Here is a 19,265-nt window from a genome sequence, read left to right as displayed (position 1 = left end):
GAACATCCTGGCGGCTCATAGGAATCCAGGCCCCCCCTGAGGCTCCGCCCGCCCCGATCTGTTGTACAGAGACCGGATGTCGGACCTGACGAGGAAGGCCGAGTGCAGCTCGCCTGCACGCCGGAGAGCGGATCGTCCGCTCGTGGTGGGACTCGGTACTTCTGCGAACGAGAGGCAGGACCTGCACGCCTTCCTCGGTGGTGTGCCTGCTGGTAGCGGGACAGCCGTCATCCTCCTGGTCCATCCCGACCCGCAAACGGACGTCGATCACGCGGCACCGAACCTGCTGCACGACCTCTCCGAGGCCATACGCGTCCCGGTGGTGGAGGCGGCCGATGGGACGCTCGTCGAGGCGGACTGCATCTACTCGGTCCCGGAGCACACCAGCGTGGCGCTCGAGGACGGCGTGCTGCGGCTCGCGCCCACGGACCGACCCGACGCGCAGCGGGCAGCGATCGACCAGTTCTTCTACTCCCTGGCGCGCGATCAGCGCGAGCGCGCGGTGGCGGTGATCCTTTCGGGATCGGGCAGCGACGGCGCCCTCGGGCTCAAGGCGGTGAGCGAGGCAGGCGGGATGACGCTCGTGCAAGATCCCGCCACCGCTCGGCATGATGGGATGCCGCAGAGCGCTCTGGCCACGGGCGCCGTCGATCGCGTGCTCCCTCCCGCCGAGCTGGCCGCCGAGCTGGTTGCTTACGCGCGTCACCTGCGCGAGGCCTGCGAGGGCCACAGCGACGAGCAGCTCCGGGACCAGGTGGAAGCCGCGCTCCCCACTGTCTGTGAGATCCTGTTCCAGGCTACCGGCCACAATTTCCGGCACTACAAGAACAGCACGCTGATCCGTCGCACGCTCCGGCGTGTCCAGGTCCTGCGGCTCAATTCAGCGCGTGAGTACCTGGAGCGCCTTCGCGCCGATCCCCACGAGATCCAGCAGCTCTTCAAGGACATGCTCATCGGCGTCACCGCATTCTTCCGAGACCCTGAGGCGTTCGACGTCCTCGCGCGCAGTGTGCTCCCGCGCATCTTCGAGGAGCGCCCGCCGGACACCCCGGTGAGGATCTGGGTGCCGGGCTGCGCCACAGGAGAAGAGGCCTACACGATGGCCATGCTCATCTGCGAGCACCTGGATCGGGTGGCGCCGCCGTCCGAGATCCAGATCTTCGCCACGGACATCGATGAGCATGCGATCTCGACCGCGCGTCAGGGCATCTATCCGCTGGGGATCGCCGACGAGCTGTCGCCTGAGCGGCTGCGCCGGTTCTTCGTGAAGAAAGGGCAGCACTATCACATCGCGAAGGAGATCCGAGATCTCTGCCTCTTCTCCGCACACAACCTGATCAATGATCCGCCCTTCTCGAAGCTCGATCTCATCTCGTGCCGCAATCTGCTCATCTACCTGGGTGAGCACCTCCAGCGGAAGCTGATCCCGCTTTTCCATTACGCGCTGCGGCCAGGAGGGTTTCTCTTCCTGGGCCCCTCGGAGGGCATCAACACGCACCGCGAGCTGTTCCGACCGGTCGACGCGCGGCACCGCATCTCGCAGCGGCTCCCGACGGCGATCAACGCGCCCGGCCTCATCGTCGAGCGGGACACGGCGCCGACCTCGGCGCGTCCTCCCAACGTCCCCACACCCACCGAGGCGGACACCTACCTGATCATGCAGCGCATCGTCCTCGACGAGTTCGCGCCGAAGTCGGTGGTCGTCACGGAAGAGGGGCAGATCATCTGCGCGTCGGGCAGCCTGGAGAAGTACCTGACGGTCGCGGCTGGCGTGTTCCACAACAACGTGGTCCGCCTGGCCCGTGAAGGGCTGCGTGTCGGCTTGCGGACGGCGCTGGCAGAGGCGACGAGCTCGTGTCGACGGGTGGTCCGGGAGGGGCTCTCGGTGCGCACCGAGGCTGGCGTGCAGCAGATCCTGCTCACCGTGCAACCGATGCCCCAGGTCGGCGAGGAGAGCGGCTTGTGCCTCGTCGTGTTCCAGGACGTCGGCCCGCCGTTGCCGCGTGACGAGGTGCCCCGCTCGACGGCCGACACGGACGGGTCGGCGCTCATCGAGCAGCTCGAACGCGAGCTGGAGACGACCCGCGGGAACCTCGAGAAGACCGTCCAGGAGCTGGAGGCAGCCAACGAGGACCTGAAGTCCTCCAATGAAGAACTGCTCTCCATGAACGAGGAGCTGCAGTCGGCGAACGAGGAGCTGGAGACCTCCAAGGAGGAGGTGCAGCAAGCCAACGAGGCCCTCGCGCGCGCGAACAGTGATCTCGAAAACCTGCTGACGAGCACGCAGATCGCGACGCTGTTCCTCGACGAGGCGGGCAATGTCCGCCGCGGGACGCAGGCGATCGCCGCCATCTACAACGTGCTTCCCAGCGATGTGGGACGGCCGCTCGGTCACTTCACCCATCGAGCGCGGCACATGCCTCCGCTCCCGAGCCCAAGCGCGGTGCGCGAGGCGGAGCGGCCTCTCGTCGACGAGGTCGAGACCCTCGAGGGGACCTGGTATCTCCGCAGGGTCCTGCCGTACCGCACGTCGGAGGGGCGCGAGGAGGGGATCGTCGTCACCTTCACCGACGTCACCGAGCGGAAGCGGGCAGAGCAAGCGCTGCGCGACAGCGAGGAGCGCTTCCGCGCGATGGCCGAGACGGTGCCCGACATCCTCTTCACCAACCGCCCGGATGGGTGGACGGACTACGCGAACCCGCGCTTCTACGAGTACACCGGGCTCCCCGCGGGGACCGCGGTCGGCGCAGCATGGGCCGACTCGGTGCACCCCGACGATCGAGAGACCCGCGCCGAACTCTGGCGAGAGGCCGTCCGGACGGGGCAGCCCTTCGAGATGAAGTACCGCCTGCGGGCCGCGGAGGGCACCTACCGGTGGTTCCAGGCGCGGGCACGCCCCATCCACGACCACGACGGGCAGATCATCAAGTGGTTCGGCGCCTGCTCCGACATCGAGGAGCTGGTGCACACCCAGGCGGCCCTGAAGGCGGAGGACCGGCGCAAGGACGAGTTCCTGGCGACCCTCGCGCACGAGCTGCGCAACCCCCTCGCCCCCATCCGGAACATGGTCCAGATCCTGCGCGCCAAGGAGCCTTCGGCTTCCGAGCTGCACCTCGCGAGGAGCATCATCGATCGGCAAGTCGAGCACCTCACGCGGCTCGTGGACGATCTCCTCGACGTCTCACGCATCACCCGCGGCGCCATCGAGCTGCGTCGCGAGGTGATCTCCTTGTCGGCGATCATCGAGCGCGCCATGGAGACCAGTCGACCCATCGTCGAGGCGTCACGCCACGAGCTCGCGGTCAGCCTCCCTCAGGCGCCCGTCCACCTCGACGCCGACGCGACACGCCTCGCGCAGGTCTTCGCCAACCTGCTCCACAACGCCGCGAAGTACACGCCGGAAGGTGGCCACTTGCAACTCGTGGCGCGGGTGGAAGGCGATGACGTGGCGGTCCGGGTCACCGACGACGGGATCGGCATCCCCCGGGGCATGCAGGAGCGGATCTTCGAGATGTTCGCGCAGGCCGACACGTCGCTGGAGCGCGCCCAGGGGGGCCTGGGCATCGGGCTGACCATCGCCAAGCGCCTGGTGGAGATGCACGGCGGGACGATCCAGGCCACGAGCGCCGGCCAGGGAAAGGGCAGCGAGATCACGGTCCGCCTGCCGCTGCCTGCGGACATCGAGGCCCCCCTCGACGAGCCCGTCAGGAGCACCACCCAGCTCCCGAAGAGCGCCCTCCGCGTGCTCGTGGTCGACGACAACGAGGACTCGGCCGAGAGCCTGTCGATGCTGCTGGAGCTCACCGGGAACGACGTGAAGATGGCGCACGACGGTCTCTCCGCCCTGGAGATGGCCCTGCAGCACCGGCCCGATCTCATCCTGCTCGACATCGGCATGCCTGGAATGACCGGGTACGAGGTGGCCCAGAAGCTCCGTCAGATGCCCGCCCTGGAGGGCGTGCTGCTGGTCGCGATGACGGGCTGGGGCCAGGACGAGGACCGCCGGCGCTCGAAGGAAGCCGGCTTCGACCACCACCTGGTCAAGCCGGTCGAGCCCTCGCTGCTCTGGAAGATCGTCGCCGACCTCGCATCGAGGCACGGCACCCCGGTGGTCACCCCGTGAGCCCCCGGCCGAAGGACAGCCTCCGGGCGCTCGCCGCAGAGATCGACCGCGCCCTGCGCGCCGAAGGTACCCCCGAGCGCGCCGTCCAGGAGAAGCGCTACCTCAAGAGCGCGCTCGAACACGTCGGCGTGCCGGTGCCGTCGGTCCGCGCCATCGCCAAGCGCGTCCGGCGAGAGCATCCGGACCTGACCCACGATGACCTCGTGGCCCTCGTCGAAGCCCTCTGGGACGAGCCCGTCCACGAGCGCCGCCTCGCTGCGATCGAGCTGCTCAACCTCCACGTCGATCGCCTGGGCCCCGAAGACGTCCCTCTCCTGGAGCGCTTCCTGCGCGAGTCCAGGACCTGGGCCCTCGTCGACGCCCTCGCCCCCCAGGCCGTCGGCACCCTGGTCACCCGTCACCCGGCGTTCGGGGCGACGCTGGATCGATGGGCACGAGACCCCGACTTCTGGATCCGACGCGCGGCCCTGCTCGCCCTGCTCGTACCTTTGCGCACCGGCGGCGGCGACTTCGAGCGCTTCGGGCGCTACGCCGACGCCATGCTGGAGGAGCGCGAGTTCTTCATCCGCAAGGCCATCGGCAGGGTCCTCCGCGACGCCAGCAAGAAGCAGCCCGAGCGGGTCATCGCCTGGCTGACGCCCCGCGTGCGGAGGGCCGCCGGCCTCACCGTCCGGGAGGCCGTGAAGCACCTTCCCCCGTCGGAGCGGGAGGCCCTGCTCGCCGCCCGAGGGAAAGCCACCGCGGACTGAACCCCCTGCTCACCCGCGGGGGCGAGACAGGTCTCAGCCCGTCATCGCCCACCCCGCGCCCTCGCTCACTTGGTGTACTCGATCCCTCGGACTCCCTGCCCCTCCGACGCCACGGTCACCAGGGCTTGCGCCCCGTACGACTTCGACGACAGCGCCGAGCGCACCACGACCAGCCACGTTTCGTCGCTCTTGCGTGCCACCAGCATCCCGCACCGCTCCCCCTTCGGCATCCCCGCCCGCGCCTCGGCCTCGGGTACCACCCGCGCCTTCGACGCGACGCAGCCCTCGGTGTCGAAGTTTCGCCGCTCCAGCGAGGTGAGCGCCGCACTCGCCGCCTTGCTCGCGGCGCCGGGATCGACGCCCGCGGACGCGCCTCCCGCCTCCGCGCCGGGAGCCGCGCCAGGTGTCGTGGTGTCTGACGGGGAAGCAGAAGGCGGCGCGGCTGCCGAGCCACAAGCCGAGACCAGGAGTGCGAGGAGGGGGGCCCACCGGGCGCTGGAGACGATCACCCCTTCATCGTAGGCCCTCTTCTGGCCCCGGGGAACGCCATGGGACCGCCTCGAAGGCGAAGCCTCCTGGGCGGCCCACCGCCGCCCGCTCTCCCGAGGCCTCGAGGCTCAGTAGGGCATCGCGTCCACGACGGGACCCGGACGTGACTCCTTCGCTTTCCGACCCCCTCGTGCCGTCGCCGGAGGTCGCAAGGCATCGTCCTGCATCGACGCGGGCTGCATCGACCCCGCCTGCAGGGGCGCGTCGTGCATCGGCATGTCCGGGAGCAGCCCATCATCCGGAAGCGCTGGAGGTTGTCTCCGCCCCGTGAAGCGAAGCTCGCGCGCGACGACCTCCGTCCTCCACCGCTTCAACCCGTCCTTGTCGAAGGACGTCGTCCGGAGCGACCCCTCGATGAGCACGCAGTCCCCCTTCGACAGCAGGCGGCTCAGCGGCTCCGCCCGCGACCCCCACATCACCACGTTGTGCCACTCGGTGCGCTCCTGCATCTCCCGCTGACGATCCAGGAACGTCTCGTTCGTGGCCAGCCGGAGGCTCAGGAGCGGCACACCGCTCGCGGTGTAGCGCAGCTCCGGATCCGCACCGAGGTTACCGAGGAGCATCACCTTGTTCATGCCGTCGCTCATGCTTCGTCCCTGCCTTCCGATCTCGCTACCATCACCGATGTCGTCGCTCCCGTGGCCGTCGGTCCCCCCGCGCCTCACGCCTCCGCCCCCACCCGCTCACCCGCCCTGGAACGCGCAGGCGTCATCGCCGCCACGCCCGCACGGATGCCCGCCATCAAGGTCGGCTTCGCCAGCAGCGCCTCCCGCGCCCGCTCTCTCCCTTGCCCCAGGTGCTCGCCGCTGAACGACAGGTGCGCCCCGCTCTTTTCGACCACCCCGAGCTGACAGGCGTGATCGAGCAAATCCGCCGCGGCATCGACCCCCACGCCCCAGCGGATGTCGAACTCGGCCTCCCGAAATGGCGGCGCCAGCTTGTTCTTCACCACCTTCGTCCGGGTCCGCGAACCGACCGCCTCGTCCCCCACCTTCACCGGCCCGATTCGCCGCACGTCGATCCTGACGCTCGCATAGAACTTCAGCGCGTTCCCCCCCGTGGTCGTCTCCGGGTTGCCGAACGTCACGCCGATCTTCTGCCGGAGCTGGTTGATGAACAGCAGCGCCGTGTCCGTCCTGTGGGCGATCCCCGTGAGCTTCCGCAGCGCCTGGCTCATCAACCGCGCCTGGAGCCCCATGTGAGGATCCCCCATGTCTCCCTCGATCTCGGCCTTTGGCGTCAGCGCCGCCACCGAGTCGATCACCACCATGTCCACGGCCCCGGAGCGCGTGAGCATCTCCACGATCTCCAGCGCCTGCTCCCCGCTGTCCGGCTGCGATACGAGCAACCGCTCCGTATCGACGCCGATGGCCCGCGCATAGGTCACGTCGAACGCGTGCTCCGCGTCGATGAACGCCGCCACCCCGCCGCCACGCTGCGCCTCACGGATCGCGTGCAGCGTCAGGGTGGTCTTCCCCGACGACTCCGGGCCATAGATCTCGACCACCCGCCCGCGCGGGTAGCCGCCGATCCCGAGCGCCGCATCGAGCGCCATCGAACCGCTCGGGATCACGTTGATCTCGTGCACACCGTCCTCCCCTTCGAGCGACATGATCGCCCCCTTTCCAAACTGCTTCTCGATCGAGCCCACGATGGTCTTCACGGTCCGAAGTTTCTCCACGGTCGCTGTGTTCATGCTCATTCCTCTGTGATTCCGGTCTGTGTTCACCGCTCTCCAGGCGGGAGCGCCCGCTCCCACCTGAACGTCTCCGCACGCACGCCCCCCTTGCCCCTCGCCTGGCCTCAGGCTTCCGCGCCCACCGCCGTGGCGACGCTCGCCTCTCGGTCGAGCAGGCGCATGCCGATCGCCTCGGCCACCTGAGCGGAACGAACCGCATCGCTCCCCGCCAGGTCCGCCAGGGTTCGCGCCACCCGCAGCACCTTCCCGTAGGCCCGCGCCGAAAGCCCCAGCCGCTCCACGGCCACCCTCAACAAACGCTCGCCTTCCGCGTCAGGAGCCGCCACCCGCGCCAGATCCCGCGGCCCCAGCGCGGTGTTCACCAAAGCGGACGCCTCTCCCCCCTCGAACCTCGCCCGCTGCACCGCCCGCGCCGCCATGACCCGTGCTCGCACCACCGCCGACGACTCACCGCGCGTATCGGCGCAGATCTGGCTCACCTCCACGGGAGGCATGGCCACGTGCAGGTCCATGCGATCGAGCAGCGGCCCGCTCAGCTTCGCCCGGTAGGCGCGCACCCGCTCCACGCTGCACGAACAGCGCCGGAGCCGGTCTCCAGCGAACCCGCAAGGACATGGATTCGTCGCCGCCAGAAGCAGCGGACGCGCCGGAAATGTCACCCGCGCCCGCGCCCGGCACAACGTCACCTCTCCCTCTTCGAGCGGCTGCCGCAACGCCTCTGTCGCTCCCCGGCGGAACTCCAGCAGCTCGTCCAGGAACAGACAGCCATGGTGGGCCAGCGACACCTCGCCGGGCCTCACCGGGTCCCCCCCACCCACCAGCCCGGCCACGCTCACCGTGTGGTGCGGCGCGCGGAATGGCCTCGAGGCAATGAATCCCTTGTCCGCGGGCAAGAGCCCCGCGACCGAGTGGATCGCCGTCACCTCCAGCGCCTCCTCGAAGGTCAGCGGCGGCAGCACGGTCGGAAGCCTCCGCGAGAGCAGCGTCTTCCCCGAGCCGGGCGGACCGACCAGGAGCAGGTTGTGCCCCCCGGCAGCCGCCACCTCCAGCGCGCGCCGGGCCGCGTGCTGCCCCCGTACGTCGGCGAGATCCACCGCCGCATCGAACGGATCGCAGGTCAGGGAAGGCGCCTCTCCCGGTCCATCGAGCGGCTTGCCCGCCCCGAGATGAGGCAGCAGCTCCTTCAGGTGGCTCACCACCCCCACCTCGATCCCGCGCACGCTCGCCGCCTCCCGCGCATTGCCGCGGGGCACGATGACCCGACGCACCCCGCGCGCCGCCGCACCCCGCAGCGCGGCCAGGACACCACGCACCGGCTGCACCGCACCCGACAAGCTCAGCTCCCCCAGAAACCCCACCTGCGAGAGCGCCTCGGCCGGGATCCGCCGCAACGCCGCCAGCGTGGCAGCGGCGATGGCCAGATCGTAGGCACCACCGCTCTTGCGGACGTCGGCAGGCGCGAGGTTGACGGTGATCACGTACTCGTTCAGCTCGACGTTCACCTGCTGGAGTGCCGCCCGCACGCGCACCCGGCTTTCCCGCACGCTCGCCTCGGGCAGCCCCACCATCTGGAAGCACGCCGGACCACGACCCGAGTCGACCTCGACCCGGATCGGGAAGGCATCCAGCCCGACCAGACAGAACGTGAGCGCAGCGGCTTGCATGCCGAGCCTCTTCGCGATTCCCGTGCCAGGCCGCCCCCTGCGAGATCCCCGGCGATTTCCTCACCGCCCGCCTGACGAACCTGGCGGAGAACCTGGCGCCCGCCACCCCCTGAGCGCCACGACGCCCGCGAGAACGGCCCTTCCAGGGGGCGTCGACGCTCGCCCACGGATGCATCTTCGTCGAGGCCCGGCGCGTGCTGCGCTGCAACCTCCGCCACGACCTACCCCAGGAGCCGCAGCCCCTCCCCTCACCCCGCCTCTTCAGCCTCCTTCGTCACCGGCGCTTTGGGCTGTTCGATGAGGTCCACGGGCACCTGCACACCGACCTGTGACGGCAGCGGGCGCACCACCGCCTCATCGTCCCAGCGCTGCGCCGCCTTCGCCGGGATGTAGCTCATCGCCCGCTCCGACAGCGCCGTGATCGTCAAGCTCGGGTTCACCCCCAGGTTCGACCCGATCACCGATCCATCGCACACGTACAGATTTCTGTACCCGAACACCCGGTGCCGATGATCGACCACCCCGTTCTGCGGCGAGTCCCCGATGATGCATCCCCCCAGGCAGTGCGCCGTGCTCGGGATGTCGAACAGCACCTCCGACACCGTGCTCATCGCCGTGCCACCCGACACCTGCGCCATCTTCTCGGCGAAGTCGTTCGCTGCGGGGATGTTCGTCGGGATCTTCTCCCCCTCGCTGACCAGCACCTTCCGGAAGGGCCAGAACCACCGTCGCCGCCAGCGCATGTCGATGTGCCCGTCCAGCGCCTGCATGCAGAGCAGGATCACGGACTCGCGCGCCCACTTCCCGGGCCACAGGAGCCGCAGCGTCTTCAGCGGGTGCCGGAGCAGCGCCAGCACGAGCGTCACGATCCACGCCCCCACCCGCGCGATTCCTGGACGGCCGCGCGTGAGCAGCGTGCCCATCAGCGCCATCGCGTCCGACCCTTCCGGGTACCGCGTCGCTTCGATGTGCGTGTTCTCGTCGATGTAGATCCCCGAACCGATGGCGATCCCAGCCGAGAGATCCTCGTCGCTGTCGGGAATGCGCACCCCGATCAGGGACTCCGAGTTCGTCCGCACCTGGTCTCCCAGGTGATCGCTCAAGCGCGGCAGCGATCCCTGGTCCTTCAGCCGGAAGAACAGCTCCATCGTTCCGAGCGACGAGGCTGCCACCACCACCCCCCGACACGTCAGCCGCGCGGGCTGCTTCCGCAGCCAGGCCGTCGACTTCACCGTGTGCACCTCGTACCCGAGGCGCCCATCCTCCGCGCCCCCGAGCGGCCGGATGTCCACCACCTTCGTCTCTGGCCTCACCTCCGCCCCATGCCGCTCGGCCAGGTAGAGGTAGTTCTGATCGAGCGTGTTCTTCGCTCCGAACCGACACCCCATCATGCATCCCCCGCAGGCGATGCACGTCGTGCGCGGCGGGCCTTCTCCACCGAAAAACGGGTCGGGCACCGTCTTGCCGCCCACCTCCCCCTCGGGCGCCTGGAACACCGCCACCCGCGTCCGGTAGAACGTCTCGCCCACCCCCGCTGCGTCGGCGGCTCGCTTCAGCAGAAGGTCCGCGGGCCCGAGGATCCGGTTCTCGATCACCCCGAGCATGCGGCTGGCCTCCTCGTAGTGGGCGGGCATCTCCCCGGCCCAGTCGGAGAGCCCCGCCCAGGAGCCCATGCTCCACACCTTCGCCGGCGGCAGCAGCAGGGTGTTCGCGTAGGTGATCGACCCGCCGCCCACCGCGCAGCCGTGCAGGATCATCACGTGCCGGAACAGGTGCAGGTTGAAGAACCCCCGCATCGCCAGCTCGGGCCGCCACACCCAGCGGAACACGGACCAGCTCGTCTTCGGCATGGTCTCCGGCGTCCACCGCAGACCCATCTCGAGCACCGCGACCCGATAGCCCTTCTCGGTCAGCCGGTGCGCCGCGACGCTCCCCCCGAAGCCTGAGCCGACGACGATGTAGTCGAAGTCGAACGCGGTCCGCTGTTCATCCATGGCCACCCACAACGTGAGAGGTCACAGCGCCGATCGCAACACCTCTGCGGCTCCTCTTCAGAGCAGCACGCAAGCCCCCCAACGGAACCGCTGGCCTACTCGGCGACCTGCTGCGAGCCAGCGCCCCCAGGCTCGGGCTTCACGCCTCCCGGCTGTTGCCTGGGAACATCCTGGGCCGTGTTCATCTTCGCCGTACACGTGATGTTGCCCCAGTTGCTGACGCACTCGACGTAGTAGGTCGCCTTCTTCCCGCAGCCGACCGCGCCGATGGTCATCGACGTCATCTGCTGCCCGAGGCGCGACACGTCACCCAGCCTCATCAGCTGCGCGTCCTTGCAGTCCATGTCGAACCCGACGCGGTCCCTGACGCCGTGCAGCGCAGCGTCGGCGTGGGCCGCATCGCCCGGGAATGCACCACATCCCGCCACCACGAGCCCGACCACCGCCACGCAGCCCCGAACCAAGACGCCCCTGACCATGACGACCCTTCTCCTCACGCTTCACGCGCCCACGCCGCATCCATGACGAGGCGCTCAGGCTCGACCCCCTGCGCCGACGACCTGCCGACCCGCCAGACCGAGCACCTCTGTGCCTTACAGACGGACGCGACGATGCGTCAAGCCGGCTGGCGCCGACATCACGTGAACCGGAAGCTCTCGACGGCCTCGCCGAGCACCCGCTCCATGGCAGAGAGCACCTCCTCACAGTCCGCACGGGCGCTGACGACGGCGCCGCTCGCAGTGAACGTCGTGAGCACGTCCCCGGCCTCGTTCCAGAGCACCGCCCGCACCGCCCGGCATGTGTTCGCCCCGTCGACCCGCGTGAACATCGCGCCCACCCCCCGCTCTTCCAGCGCGAGCGGCGCCTCTTCATGTCGTGCCCACCCCTCCACCACCTCCACCGATGTGCTCTCCGAGGCCCGCATCGCGGCGACCTCCTCCGGCGCCCCCTTGAAAACCGACAGCGAGAGGGCGAGCGCACAGGAAGGCCCGCCGAGCTGGACCCGGTACGCGCGTTCCCCCTCCTCCAGTGCGGCGTCGGCCAGCTCCGTCTCCTCGGCCTCCTCGCCCTCCGAGCGCAAGAACCACGTCGCCGGGTACGTCATCGTGAACCCCCGATGTTCGGTGGGCTTCGGGTGGCTCAGATCGACGAAATCATCCGCCGATCCAGGCTCCCAGGTCGACCCGTCACGCACGCCGAAGGAGGTGACCGTCAACGGATTCCGCTTCCCGTCGACGGACAGACAAGCCACCCCCGTCAGCGGCACCGCCGGGTTCATGTCGTGGTGCTTCTCGTAGCCGGTCCCCTCCGAGATCACCCGGTGACATGTCTCCAGTCCGCAAGGATGACCCACCTTCCGCGGCGGTCGCTGCAACACCTCCGAGAGGTACGGGAGATCCCTCACGAGCAGCAGGTTCAACGCCAGCGGCGCCAGGAACCCTGGATTGTCGGCGACGTGGAAGTCCACCTCCTTGCCTCCCGCCGCCTCGCGACGCAGCTCCGCGGAGATGTCCTCCGGATCCGGCGCGCCGTACGGATCCGGGCGAATGAACACGGTCCCATCGCCCGTCTCGTCTTTGACGTCGACCAGCAACAGCCTGCGCTCTTCGCTCCAGCTGACGAGGGACATCGCCAGCGCGGCCCAGCTCCCGTCGTCACGCGTGAGCACGTAGGTCACGTACTGCCCCTCTCGCCACGCCGGATGCAGAGCGGGCCTCGACGACGGAGCGTCCTCCTGCGTGCCAACCGCTGGCCGTGCCTTCTTCTTGCCTGCCCCCGAGCGCGCCTTCTTCTTTCCAGCCGCCGGCCGCACTTCCTCCTTCTCAGCCACCGGCCGCGCTTCCTCCTTCTCCGTGACGTGCACGCGCGGCACGTCGACATCCCCTTCAGGGGGCTGCTTGCTGTCGCTCCCGACCCACCTGCTCACCCATCCCAGCACCGCGCCCGGCCAGCCAGCCATTCGTGCCTCCCGCAGACCGTCCCCTGGCGAGCATGCCGCGCACCAGCTGGTGATGCGACGATCCCACCATCACCACCTTCCTCCTGCAAGCACGACAGGGCGTCGGATGGAGCGAGCTCGCGCAAGGCCCTCACTTCGCTGCCGTCACTTCGCTGCCGTCACTTCGCTGCCGTCACCACGAGCCGTCACCACGAGCCTTCACCTCGCACGCTCACCGCTGCATCGGCTTGAAGCTCACCGTCTGCTCCGGGGCCAACTTCACTTTCATCACCAACTGATTCCTCGCCACTGCGTCCCTTCTTCACTCGAAGAAACGGCCTCGCTCGCTCGACCCACCCCTCTCGCTGCCGTAGCTTTCGCCGCGTGAAACAACGTCTTTTGGCACTGTCCGCAACGCTCTTTTGCGGCGCGCTCCTCTTCGTCCCCGGCATCACGAGCTGCAAGGCGACGGCCGACGCTGACCCGGATCGCTTAGGCCCCCCCGCACCTCGGGACCCCGACGGCTCGCCCTTCACAGGCACCGACGGACAGGGCGGAACGGGCCGTGATGGTGAGGGCGGCGCGGGCAGTCATGGCCAAGGCATCGTCGTCGAGGGCGACTTCTCGTTCACCATCGTCCCCGTCCGCGTCGATGTCCCTTACGACGACCTGGGCGACGTCGAGGTCACCATCGAGCGCCTCGACGGGTTCGATGCGCCCGTCGAGGTGGACGTCCTCGACGCGCCCACCGGCCTCGTCGTCACGAGGGCGACCCTCGAGCCCGACGACACCACGGGCAAGCTCTCGCTCGGCGCCTCCGGCACGCTCTCCATCGGCACCACCTTCACCCTCACCCTGACCGCGAAGGCCGGCGACCTCACCCACACGGGCAGCGTCCCTGCCGTGGTCACCTCCAAGGCCGGCTCGCTCGATCCCAGCTTCCACGGCGGCATCTTCTCCTGGACGCTCGGCACCGACGCCGCCGCCCTCTATGACCTGCGCGAAGCCAGACAGGGAAAGATCCTCACCGCCGGCTTCAGCGCTGACGGCCTCGGCGGCACCCGCTTCGAGGGCGCCCGCCTCCTGCCCGACGGCGGCCTCGACACCACCTTCGCGACCACGGGCCGTGTCGGAGGCCGCTTCTGTAGCTGCACGCGACCCCACGAGGCGCGCAGCATGATCCAGCTCTTCGACGGCACCCTGGTCCTCACGGGCAGCGGGAGCGCAGGCCCTGGCACCACCTCCGACGTCGGCCTCATGGCCTTCAAGAACGACGGCACCCCGCACACCGTCGGCAACGACGAAGGCAAGGCGCTGTTCGATCTCGGCGGCGACGAGACCGTACGCGCCGTCGCCCTCAGCGCCGACGAGCACCTCCTCGTCACCGGCGCCAGCAACGAACGCCTCTTCGTCACGGCCATCCGCCCCATGGCGCACAAGCTCGACAACGCCTTCGGCACGAACGGCCGCACCTTCGTCGACCACACGGGCGGCACCGCCGGGGGCGAGGCGCTGGTCATCGACGGCTCGAGCCGCGTCATCGTCGCTGGCTGGACCGAAGCGAACGGCGATCGCGACATCCTCCTCGTCCGGCTCCTCCCGAGCGGCCAGATCGATCCCTTCTTCGGCAACGCCGGCCGCGTGACCATCGCCCGCACGGGCCAGCAGCAACCCGTCGGCGTGCTCCTCCAGCCCAGCGGCCACATCGTCCTCCTCGCCCGCACCGACGAGGCAGGCAGCGCCGACTTCCTCGTCCTGCGGCGGAACGCGAACGGCACCCCCGATCCCACCTTCGGCGATGGCAGCGCCGGCGACGACGGCGGCCTCCTCCTCGACCTGACCGGCGGCGACGACGACCCCGTAGCCCTGGTGCGCCTCTCCGACGGCCGCTTCGTCCTCGCCGGCAACGCCACCGATCCCCTGCTGGTCCGCCTGCAACCCAACGGTCTCCTCGACCCCACCTTCGGCACGAACGCGGTGCAGCACCTCGACCTCGGCGTCGACGACGTCCTCCAGTCGATGGCCGTGACCACCGACGGCAAGCTGCTCGTCGCCGGCCGTTCCGAGGGCTACCCCTTCAAAGGCGTCATCGCCCGCGTGTTCAACTGAGCGACGGCGCCGCGCCCCCGCGCCCCCGCGCCCTCGAAGTCTCGTCCTCCGCGGCCGCGCTGGTTACAGTGCGCCCGGGACCTGCTGCGCGATCGGTCCCGCTCCCCCCCACGGAGACCCATGCCGCCGCTCCCGACCCTCTCCACCCCCACGCTCACCCTCACCGATCCCGCCCCCGGCCCCGCCTTCACCAGCCTGGTGGTGACCGCGGACCGCGTGGCCGCCGCGAGCTTCAGCCGCGTCTGCATCTGGTCGCGCGACGGAGGCCTCCCGATCGCCACCCACGAGATCCCGCTGAGCGAGGGGACAGCGACCCTCTTCCCCACCCTCGACGCCGTGGTCACCCGCAAACGAGGCGGCTCCAAGGTCTCTGGCGACTTCGACAGCGTCGCGACCTGGTCGCTGCTCGGCACCGTCCAGGAGATCGGCTCCGACGACTTCCCCGGCACCGTGTTTCGCATCGACGTCGCGCCGGACGGCCAGCACCTCGCCGTCGCCGGCCGGGTCAAGTACGGGCCCCAGCGCGGCTACGTGTGGCGCTGCCGGCGTGACGTCACCAAGCACGCCCGCTTCCCCGCGTTCGCTGGGCCTTCCGTCGAGTCCATGTGGGAGCGCCTCGTGGCCGAGACCCGCGCCCCCCTCGCCCCCCTGAACGGCATGGCCATGAACGCCGATGTCCTGCTGTTCGCTGGCGGAGGCACCCTCCGACAGCTCGACCTCCCGGATCTCCGTGAGCGCTGGTCGGCCCCGATGCGCGGCGTGGACAGCGCCGTCGCCCTCGGCCCGGAGAACCAGGTCGTCGCCGCGAACACCCAGACGAAGCTCATCGCCTGCGACGCGCAGGGCGCGCCCCTCTGGACAGCAAAGACGCAGCCCGCCGCCGTGACCCGCCTGCTCTGGTCACCGAAGGGCGACGTGATCGTCACCGACCGGCTGACGGTGCACTCGGCCCTCGACGGCAGCCCGCGCCTCCACCTCGCCAGCGAATCCAGCACCGTTGCCGTCTCGCCCGACGGCCGCGTCGTCGCCACCGCCCCCTACGGGACGCCAGGCATCGTTCACCTCTGGGACGTGCTCTGAGCCCGCGATCACCCGCTCCCTGACGCCACCGAAGAACGAACACTCACCGGGCGTCCACGCATCTCGAGGGCATCTCGAAGAGCAGCCCGGAGCGCCTCCGTCGACATGGCGCCCGCGCTCGTGGCTCCTCGCGCGCGGCCCCTCGCCCGTCAGCTTCGCGCCATCACGCGTTTCCCGTCCTCCGCCCCCTCCTCCATCGATGTCGCTCCTTGGCCGATGTCGCTCCTTGGCCGATGTCGCTCCTTGGCCGATGTCGCTCCTTGGCCGATGGCGCTCCTCGGCCCCTCCTCCACCGACGGCGCTGTTATCGCACCATCTCCTCCCTATTTTCGTTCTGCACAGGATCTTTCCTGGATTTTCCGTCAGTCAGTGCTTCAACTTTCCACGCCGACGTGCGGACCCAGCCGGGTCCGGCGGCGGCGGAAATCCCAACCCAACCAGGAGATGACCATGCAGTTACCGAAGATGAAGACGCCGGTCTCCAGGTGCGACGAGCTTGCTGCTTACTCCACCCGGATGATGAGCAAGTTCCCCTCGAACCCGGTGCTCACCCAGCTCGCCACCCGCCTCGACGACGCGAGGACCGCGCTCGTCGCCATCCAGGCCGCCTACCAGACCGCCGTGCGTACGGCCCTCCCCACCCGCGTCGACGTGAAGTACGCCGACATCGCCGCCGATCGCTGTGTCCGACGCCTCCAGAAGAAGGCCGAGCACCGCGACGGCAAACGCGGCGGACCGACGGCCGCCATGATCATGCCCAAGGGCTCCGCCGTGATCACCCGCCTGCGCGGGGAGTCCCAGGTGAAGGCGATGATCGACCTCGAGGCCGACGTCACCGCAGCCGTGCCGGGCTGGTCCGAGGCCCCCACGCTCCTGACGGAGGTCGTCCAGCACCGCGAGGACTACCAGGGCGCACTCAGCGACCGGACCAGCGCCCGTCAGACCGCCCGCGCCCAGCGCGCCCTCCGCGACGCCGAGAAGGCGCGCTTCCTCAAAGTCTACGAGGAGGTCGCGAGAACGGTGCAGGCGCAATTCCCGGGCGACCGGGAGATGCAGGACCTCTTCTTCGACGAGGTGAGGCGCCGCTCGGTCACGCAGGCCGCCGACTCCGACGACGACCCGCTCGACGAGGACGACGACGAGCTGGAGTGCCCGCCCTCCGTGTCCGCGCCGCGCTGACCCGCGCGCGCGAATCCCGCCCCCCCTGGGCCGGCTGCACTGCGGCCGGCCTTTTCCTTTTTCAGGTCCCCTGACACGAAACCCACGCTTCGAGGCGGGGGAGAGCGTTGCACTCATGCAACGCATGCGCCGACATTTCGGCGGATGTTTTGCACTCGTGTAACGCACGTGCCGACATTTCGGCGGATGCTTTGCACGAGTGCGACGCACGCGCCGACGTTTCGGCGGACGCTTTGCACGAGTGCAATTCGCGCCAGGATGCTTCGAGGAGGCGAAATGCACGAGTGCAACGCATGCGCCGAAATATTGGCGGGCGTGTTGCACGGGTGCGATGCACGTCCCGACGTTTCTGGAAGCGTTTTTGCTGCGCCGGACCGGGAGCGCCGGACACGAGGGGCGTGGTTCACCCGGGTGCGTGGTCGGGCGCCCGTTTCTTCTGGCGCCCGCGTGGGGCTGAAGTCCTCCCTGGAACGCCCGCCCCCACGCGACGGCCGGCGCTCAGGCCGGAAGCGGATGTTGCCCCTGAAGCTCGGTCGGCCGACGCACGCGCCCCCCCCGACCCCCCGCCCGCGTGGAATGTGAAGCCGTCCTCGATCGCGCGCCCCGGTCCTGCTGGCTCATGCCCGATGGGCGAACTTCTCCACGAACCCGAACGCCGGTCTCCACGGCTCGAAGCGCTCGATCACAAGTCACCTCCCACGAGCCTTTGCCTCGCTTTGCTCATCGCTTTCATGAAATCAACATAGGGCAGCATCCATGGCTTACCGGATGAATGCATGTAGATCTCGATCTGCAGCTCGTCCGATTCCTGATGAATCTCTGCGACCTGTTCGTCTCCGAAGAAGATCTCGGCCACCAGTTTTTCGCGATCGGGCGGGCTTGCAATGGTCACCCTGAATTCACGGCTCATGAGCTGACCCCTGAAGAATGCTCCTTGCCCACTCCTATCCGAGCCGGTAGCCGCCGGTGACCTCGATCCTTTGCCCCGTGATCCAGCGCGTCTCGGGCGCCAGCAAGGAGGCGACCACCCCGGCGACGTCCTCGGGCTCGCCGATGCGGCCCAGCGGGGTCTCGGCGGTGACGACCTTCTGGAGCTCCGGGTCGCGCATGACGCCGCCGCCGAAGTCGGTGGTGATGCCGCCAGGGGCGACGGTGTTCACGGCGATGCGGCGGGGGCCCAGCTCGACGGCGAGGGCGCGGGTGAGCACCTCGAGGGCGCCCTTGGCGGCGGCGTAGACCGAGAGCCCGGGGAACACGTAGCGCGTGAGGCCAGTCGAGAGGTTGACGATGCGGCCGCCATCGGCGAGCAGGGGAAGGAGCTTCTGGGTGAGGAAGAAGGGGCCCTTGAAGTGCACGGCGAGGAGGGCGTCGAAGGTCTCTTCGGAGGTGTCCGCGAAGGGGGCGTGGCCGCCGAAGCCGGCGTTGTTCACGAGGAAATCGAAGGTGTCGCGGGCGAAGGTCTGCGTGAGGTGGCGGCGGACCTCGCCGACGAAGGCGTCGAAGGTGTCGACCTTGGCGACGTCGAGGCGCAAGGCGACGGCTTTGCGGCCCTTGTCACGGAGGGCGCGCACGACGTCGTTCGCTTCTTGCTCGGCGGAGACGTAGGTCAGGATGACGTCGATGCCGCGGTCGGCGAGCGCGAGGGCGGTGCTCTTGCCGATGCCGCGGCTGGCGCCGGTGATGAGGGCGACGGGCGAAGGGGTCTGACGCTCGGCGTTCGACATGACGGTCCTTTCAGCGCGGGATTGGGCTGCGCTTCCGGAGTGATGCCGTACGCTCCGAGGCGTGACTAGAGACCCTTTCCCCCTCTACGAACGTCTGGGTACGCTAGGCACCAGAAGGTAACCATGCCGATCATGAAAGAGCTTCCTCTCGTCCCCGCAGAGCGTGCGCTGAAGGTGATCGGGGGGCGCTGGAAGGTGTTCGTCCTGTACTTCCTGTTCGAGGGGCCGAAGCGGCTCTCGGAGCTGCGGCGGCTGATCCCCGACGTGAGCCAGAAGGTGCTGGTGCAGGCGCTCCGCGAGATGGAGGAGCACGGCATCGTCGACCGCGAGATCTTCGCCGAGGTGCCGCCGCGGGTGGTGTACACGGCGACGAAGCTCGGGCTGAGCTTGCGGCCGATCGTGAGCGCGCTCTGCACGTGGGGGCGTCAGCACGCCGATGAGCTGAATGCGATCGAC

14 protein-coding genes and 1 pseudogene are annotated in these 19,265 nt (G+C 69.2%); 6 read left to right on the top strand and 9 right to left on the bottom strand.

Translation table 11 applies throughout. From position 1 onward, the window contains the following. Positions 1-142: 142 nt before the first annotated feature. The gene (locus CMC5_RS16630) at positions 143-4,123 is read left to right on the top strand and encodes a CheR family methyltransferase (RefSeq protein ID WP_169796560.1); all 3,981 of its coding nucleotides are present in this window, start codon (positions 143-145) and stop codon (positions 4,121-4,123) included. Continuing rightward, the gene (locus tag CMC5_RS16625; protein ID WP_050431357.1) at positions 4,120-4,872 is read left to right on the top strand and encodes a DNA alkylation repair protein; all 753 of its coding nucleotides are present in this window, start codon (positions 4,120-4,122) and stop codon (positions 4,870-4,872) included. Before CMC5_RS16630 ends, CMC5_RS16625 begins: the two co-directional genes overlap by 4 nt. 65 nt (positions 4,873-4,937) lie before the next feature. Here the strand turns inward: CMC5_RS16625 and CMC5_RS16620 are convergent, their stop codons facing one another. The 7 genes from CMC5_RS16620 to CMC5_RS48520 form a co-directional block, all read right to left on the bottom strand. Continuing rightward, the gene (locus CMC5_RS16620) at positions 4,938-5,381 is read right to left on the bottom strand and encodes a hypothetical protein (RefSeq protein WP_050431356.1); all 444 of its coding nucleotides are present in this window, start codon (positions 5,379-5,381) and stop codon (positions 4,938-4,940) included. A 108-nt stretch (positions 5,382-5,489) separates the two neighbouring features. After that, entirely contained in the window at positions 5,490-6,008 is a 519-nt protein-coding gene (locus CMC5_RS16615; protein ID WP_050431355.1) for a single-stranded DNA-binding protein, read from the bottom strand. Positions 6,009-6,082: 74 nt separating this feature from the next. Next, the gene (gene recA, locus CMC5_RS16610) at positions 6,083-7,117 is read right to left on the bottom strand and encodes a recombinase RecA (RefSeq protein WP_050435930.1); all 1,035 of its coding nucleotides are present in this window, start codon (positions 7,115-7,117) and stop codon (positions 6,083-6,085) included. A gap of 107 nt (positions 7,118-7,224) precedes the next feature. After that, positions 7,225-8,784 (bottom strand): YifB family Mg chelatase-like AAA ATPase, encoded by a 1,560-nt coding sequence (locus tag CMC5_RS16605; RefSeq protein ID WP_050431354.1) that lies wholly within the window; start codon positions 8,782-8,784, stop codon positions 7,225-7,227. Between the two features lie 248 nt (positions 8,785-9,032). Further along, complete coding sequence (locus CMC5_RS16600; protein WP_063796289.1) at positions 9,033-10,778, bottom strand: GMC oxidoreductase; 1,746 nt, start codon at positions 10,776-10,778, stop codon at positions 9,033-9,035. Between the two features lie 95 nt (positions 10,779-10,873). Further along, positions 10,874-11,257 (bottom strand): hypothetical protein, encoded by a 384-nt coding sequence (locus CMC5_RS16595; protein WP_050431353.1) that lies wholly within the window; start codon positions 11,255-11,257, stop codon positions 10,874-10,876. Between the two features lie 158 nt (positions 11,258-11,415). After that, positions 11,416-12,705 (bottom strand): hypothetical protein, encoded by a 1,290-nt coding sequence (locus tag CMC5_RS48520; RefSeq protein WP_156338650.1) that lies wholly within the window; start codon positions 12,703-12,705, stop codon positions 11,416-11,418. Positions 12,706-13,101: 396 nt separating this feature from the next. On the opposite strand from CMC5_RS48520, the gene CMC5_RS16585 reads away from it, so the two are divergent. From CMC5_RS16585 to CMC5_RS16575, 3 genes are all read left to right on the top strand, one after another. Further along, entirely contained in the window at positions 13,102-14,826 is a 1,725-nt protein-coding gene (locus tag CMC5_RS16585; protein WP_082362546.1) for a hypothetical protein, read from the top strand. Between the two features lie 120 nt (positions 14,827-14,946). Continuing rightward, on the top strand, positions 14,947-15,906 hold the full coding sequence (locus tag CMC5_RS16580; RefSeq protein WP_050431350.1) for a WD40 repeat domain-containing protein: 960 nt from the start codon (positions 14,947-14,949) through the stop codon (positions 15,904-15,906). Positions 15,907-16,356: 450 nt separating this feature from the next. Further along, on the top strand, positions 16,357-17,085 hold the full coding sequence (locus CMC5_RS16575) for a hypothetical protein (RefSeq protein WP_156338649.1): 729 nt from the start codon (positions 16,357-16,359) through the stop codon (positions 17,083-17,085). Positions 17,086-17,767: 682 nt separating this feature from the next. Here the strand turns inward: CMC5_RS16575 and CMC5_RS16570 are convergent. Further along, positions 17,768-17,995 carry a hypothetical protein gene (locus tag CMC5_RS16570; RefSeq protein ID WP_050431348.1) on the bottom strand — a complete coding sequence of 76 codons (228 nt, stop codon included), beginning with the start codon at positions 17,993-17,995 and terminating at the stop codon, positions 17,768-17,770. Between the two features lie 34 nt (positions 17,996-18,029). Beyond that, entirely contained in the window at positions 18,030-18,809 is a 780-nt protein-coding gene (locus tag CMC5_RS16565; RefSeq protein WP_050431347.1) for an SDR family NAD(P)-dependent oxidoreductase, read from the bottom strand. Positions 18,810-18,932: 123 nt separating this feature from the next. Between CMC5_RS16565 and CMC5_RS48955 the strand changes: the two are divergent. Then, a pseudogene (locus tag CMC5_RS48955) lies at positions 18,933-19,265 on the top strand (winged helix-turn-helix transcriptional regulator); the annotation flags it as partial.

It is taken from the genome of Chondromyces crocatus, from assembly GCF_001189295.1.
GTDB classification, from domain to species: domain Bacteria; phylum Myxococcota_A; class Polyangia; order Polyangiales; family Polyangiaceae; genus Chondromyces; species Chondromyces crocatus.
The sequence above is the reverse complement of the archived record's forward strand: the minus strand, read 5'-3'. Positions and strand labels throughout refer to the sequence as shown.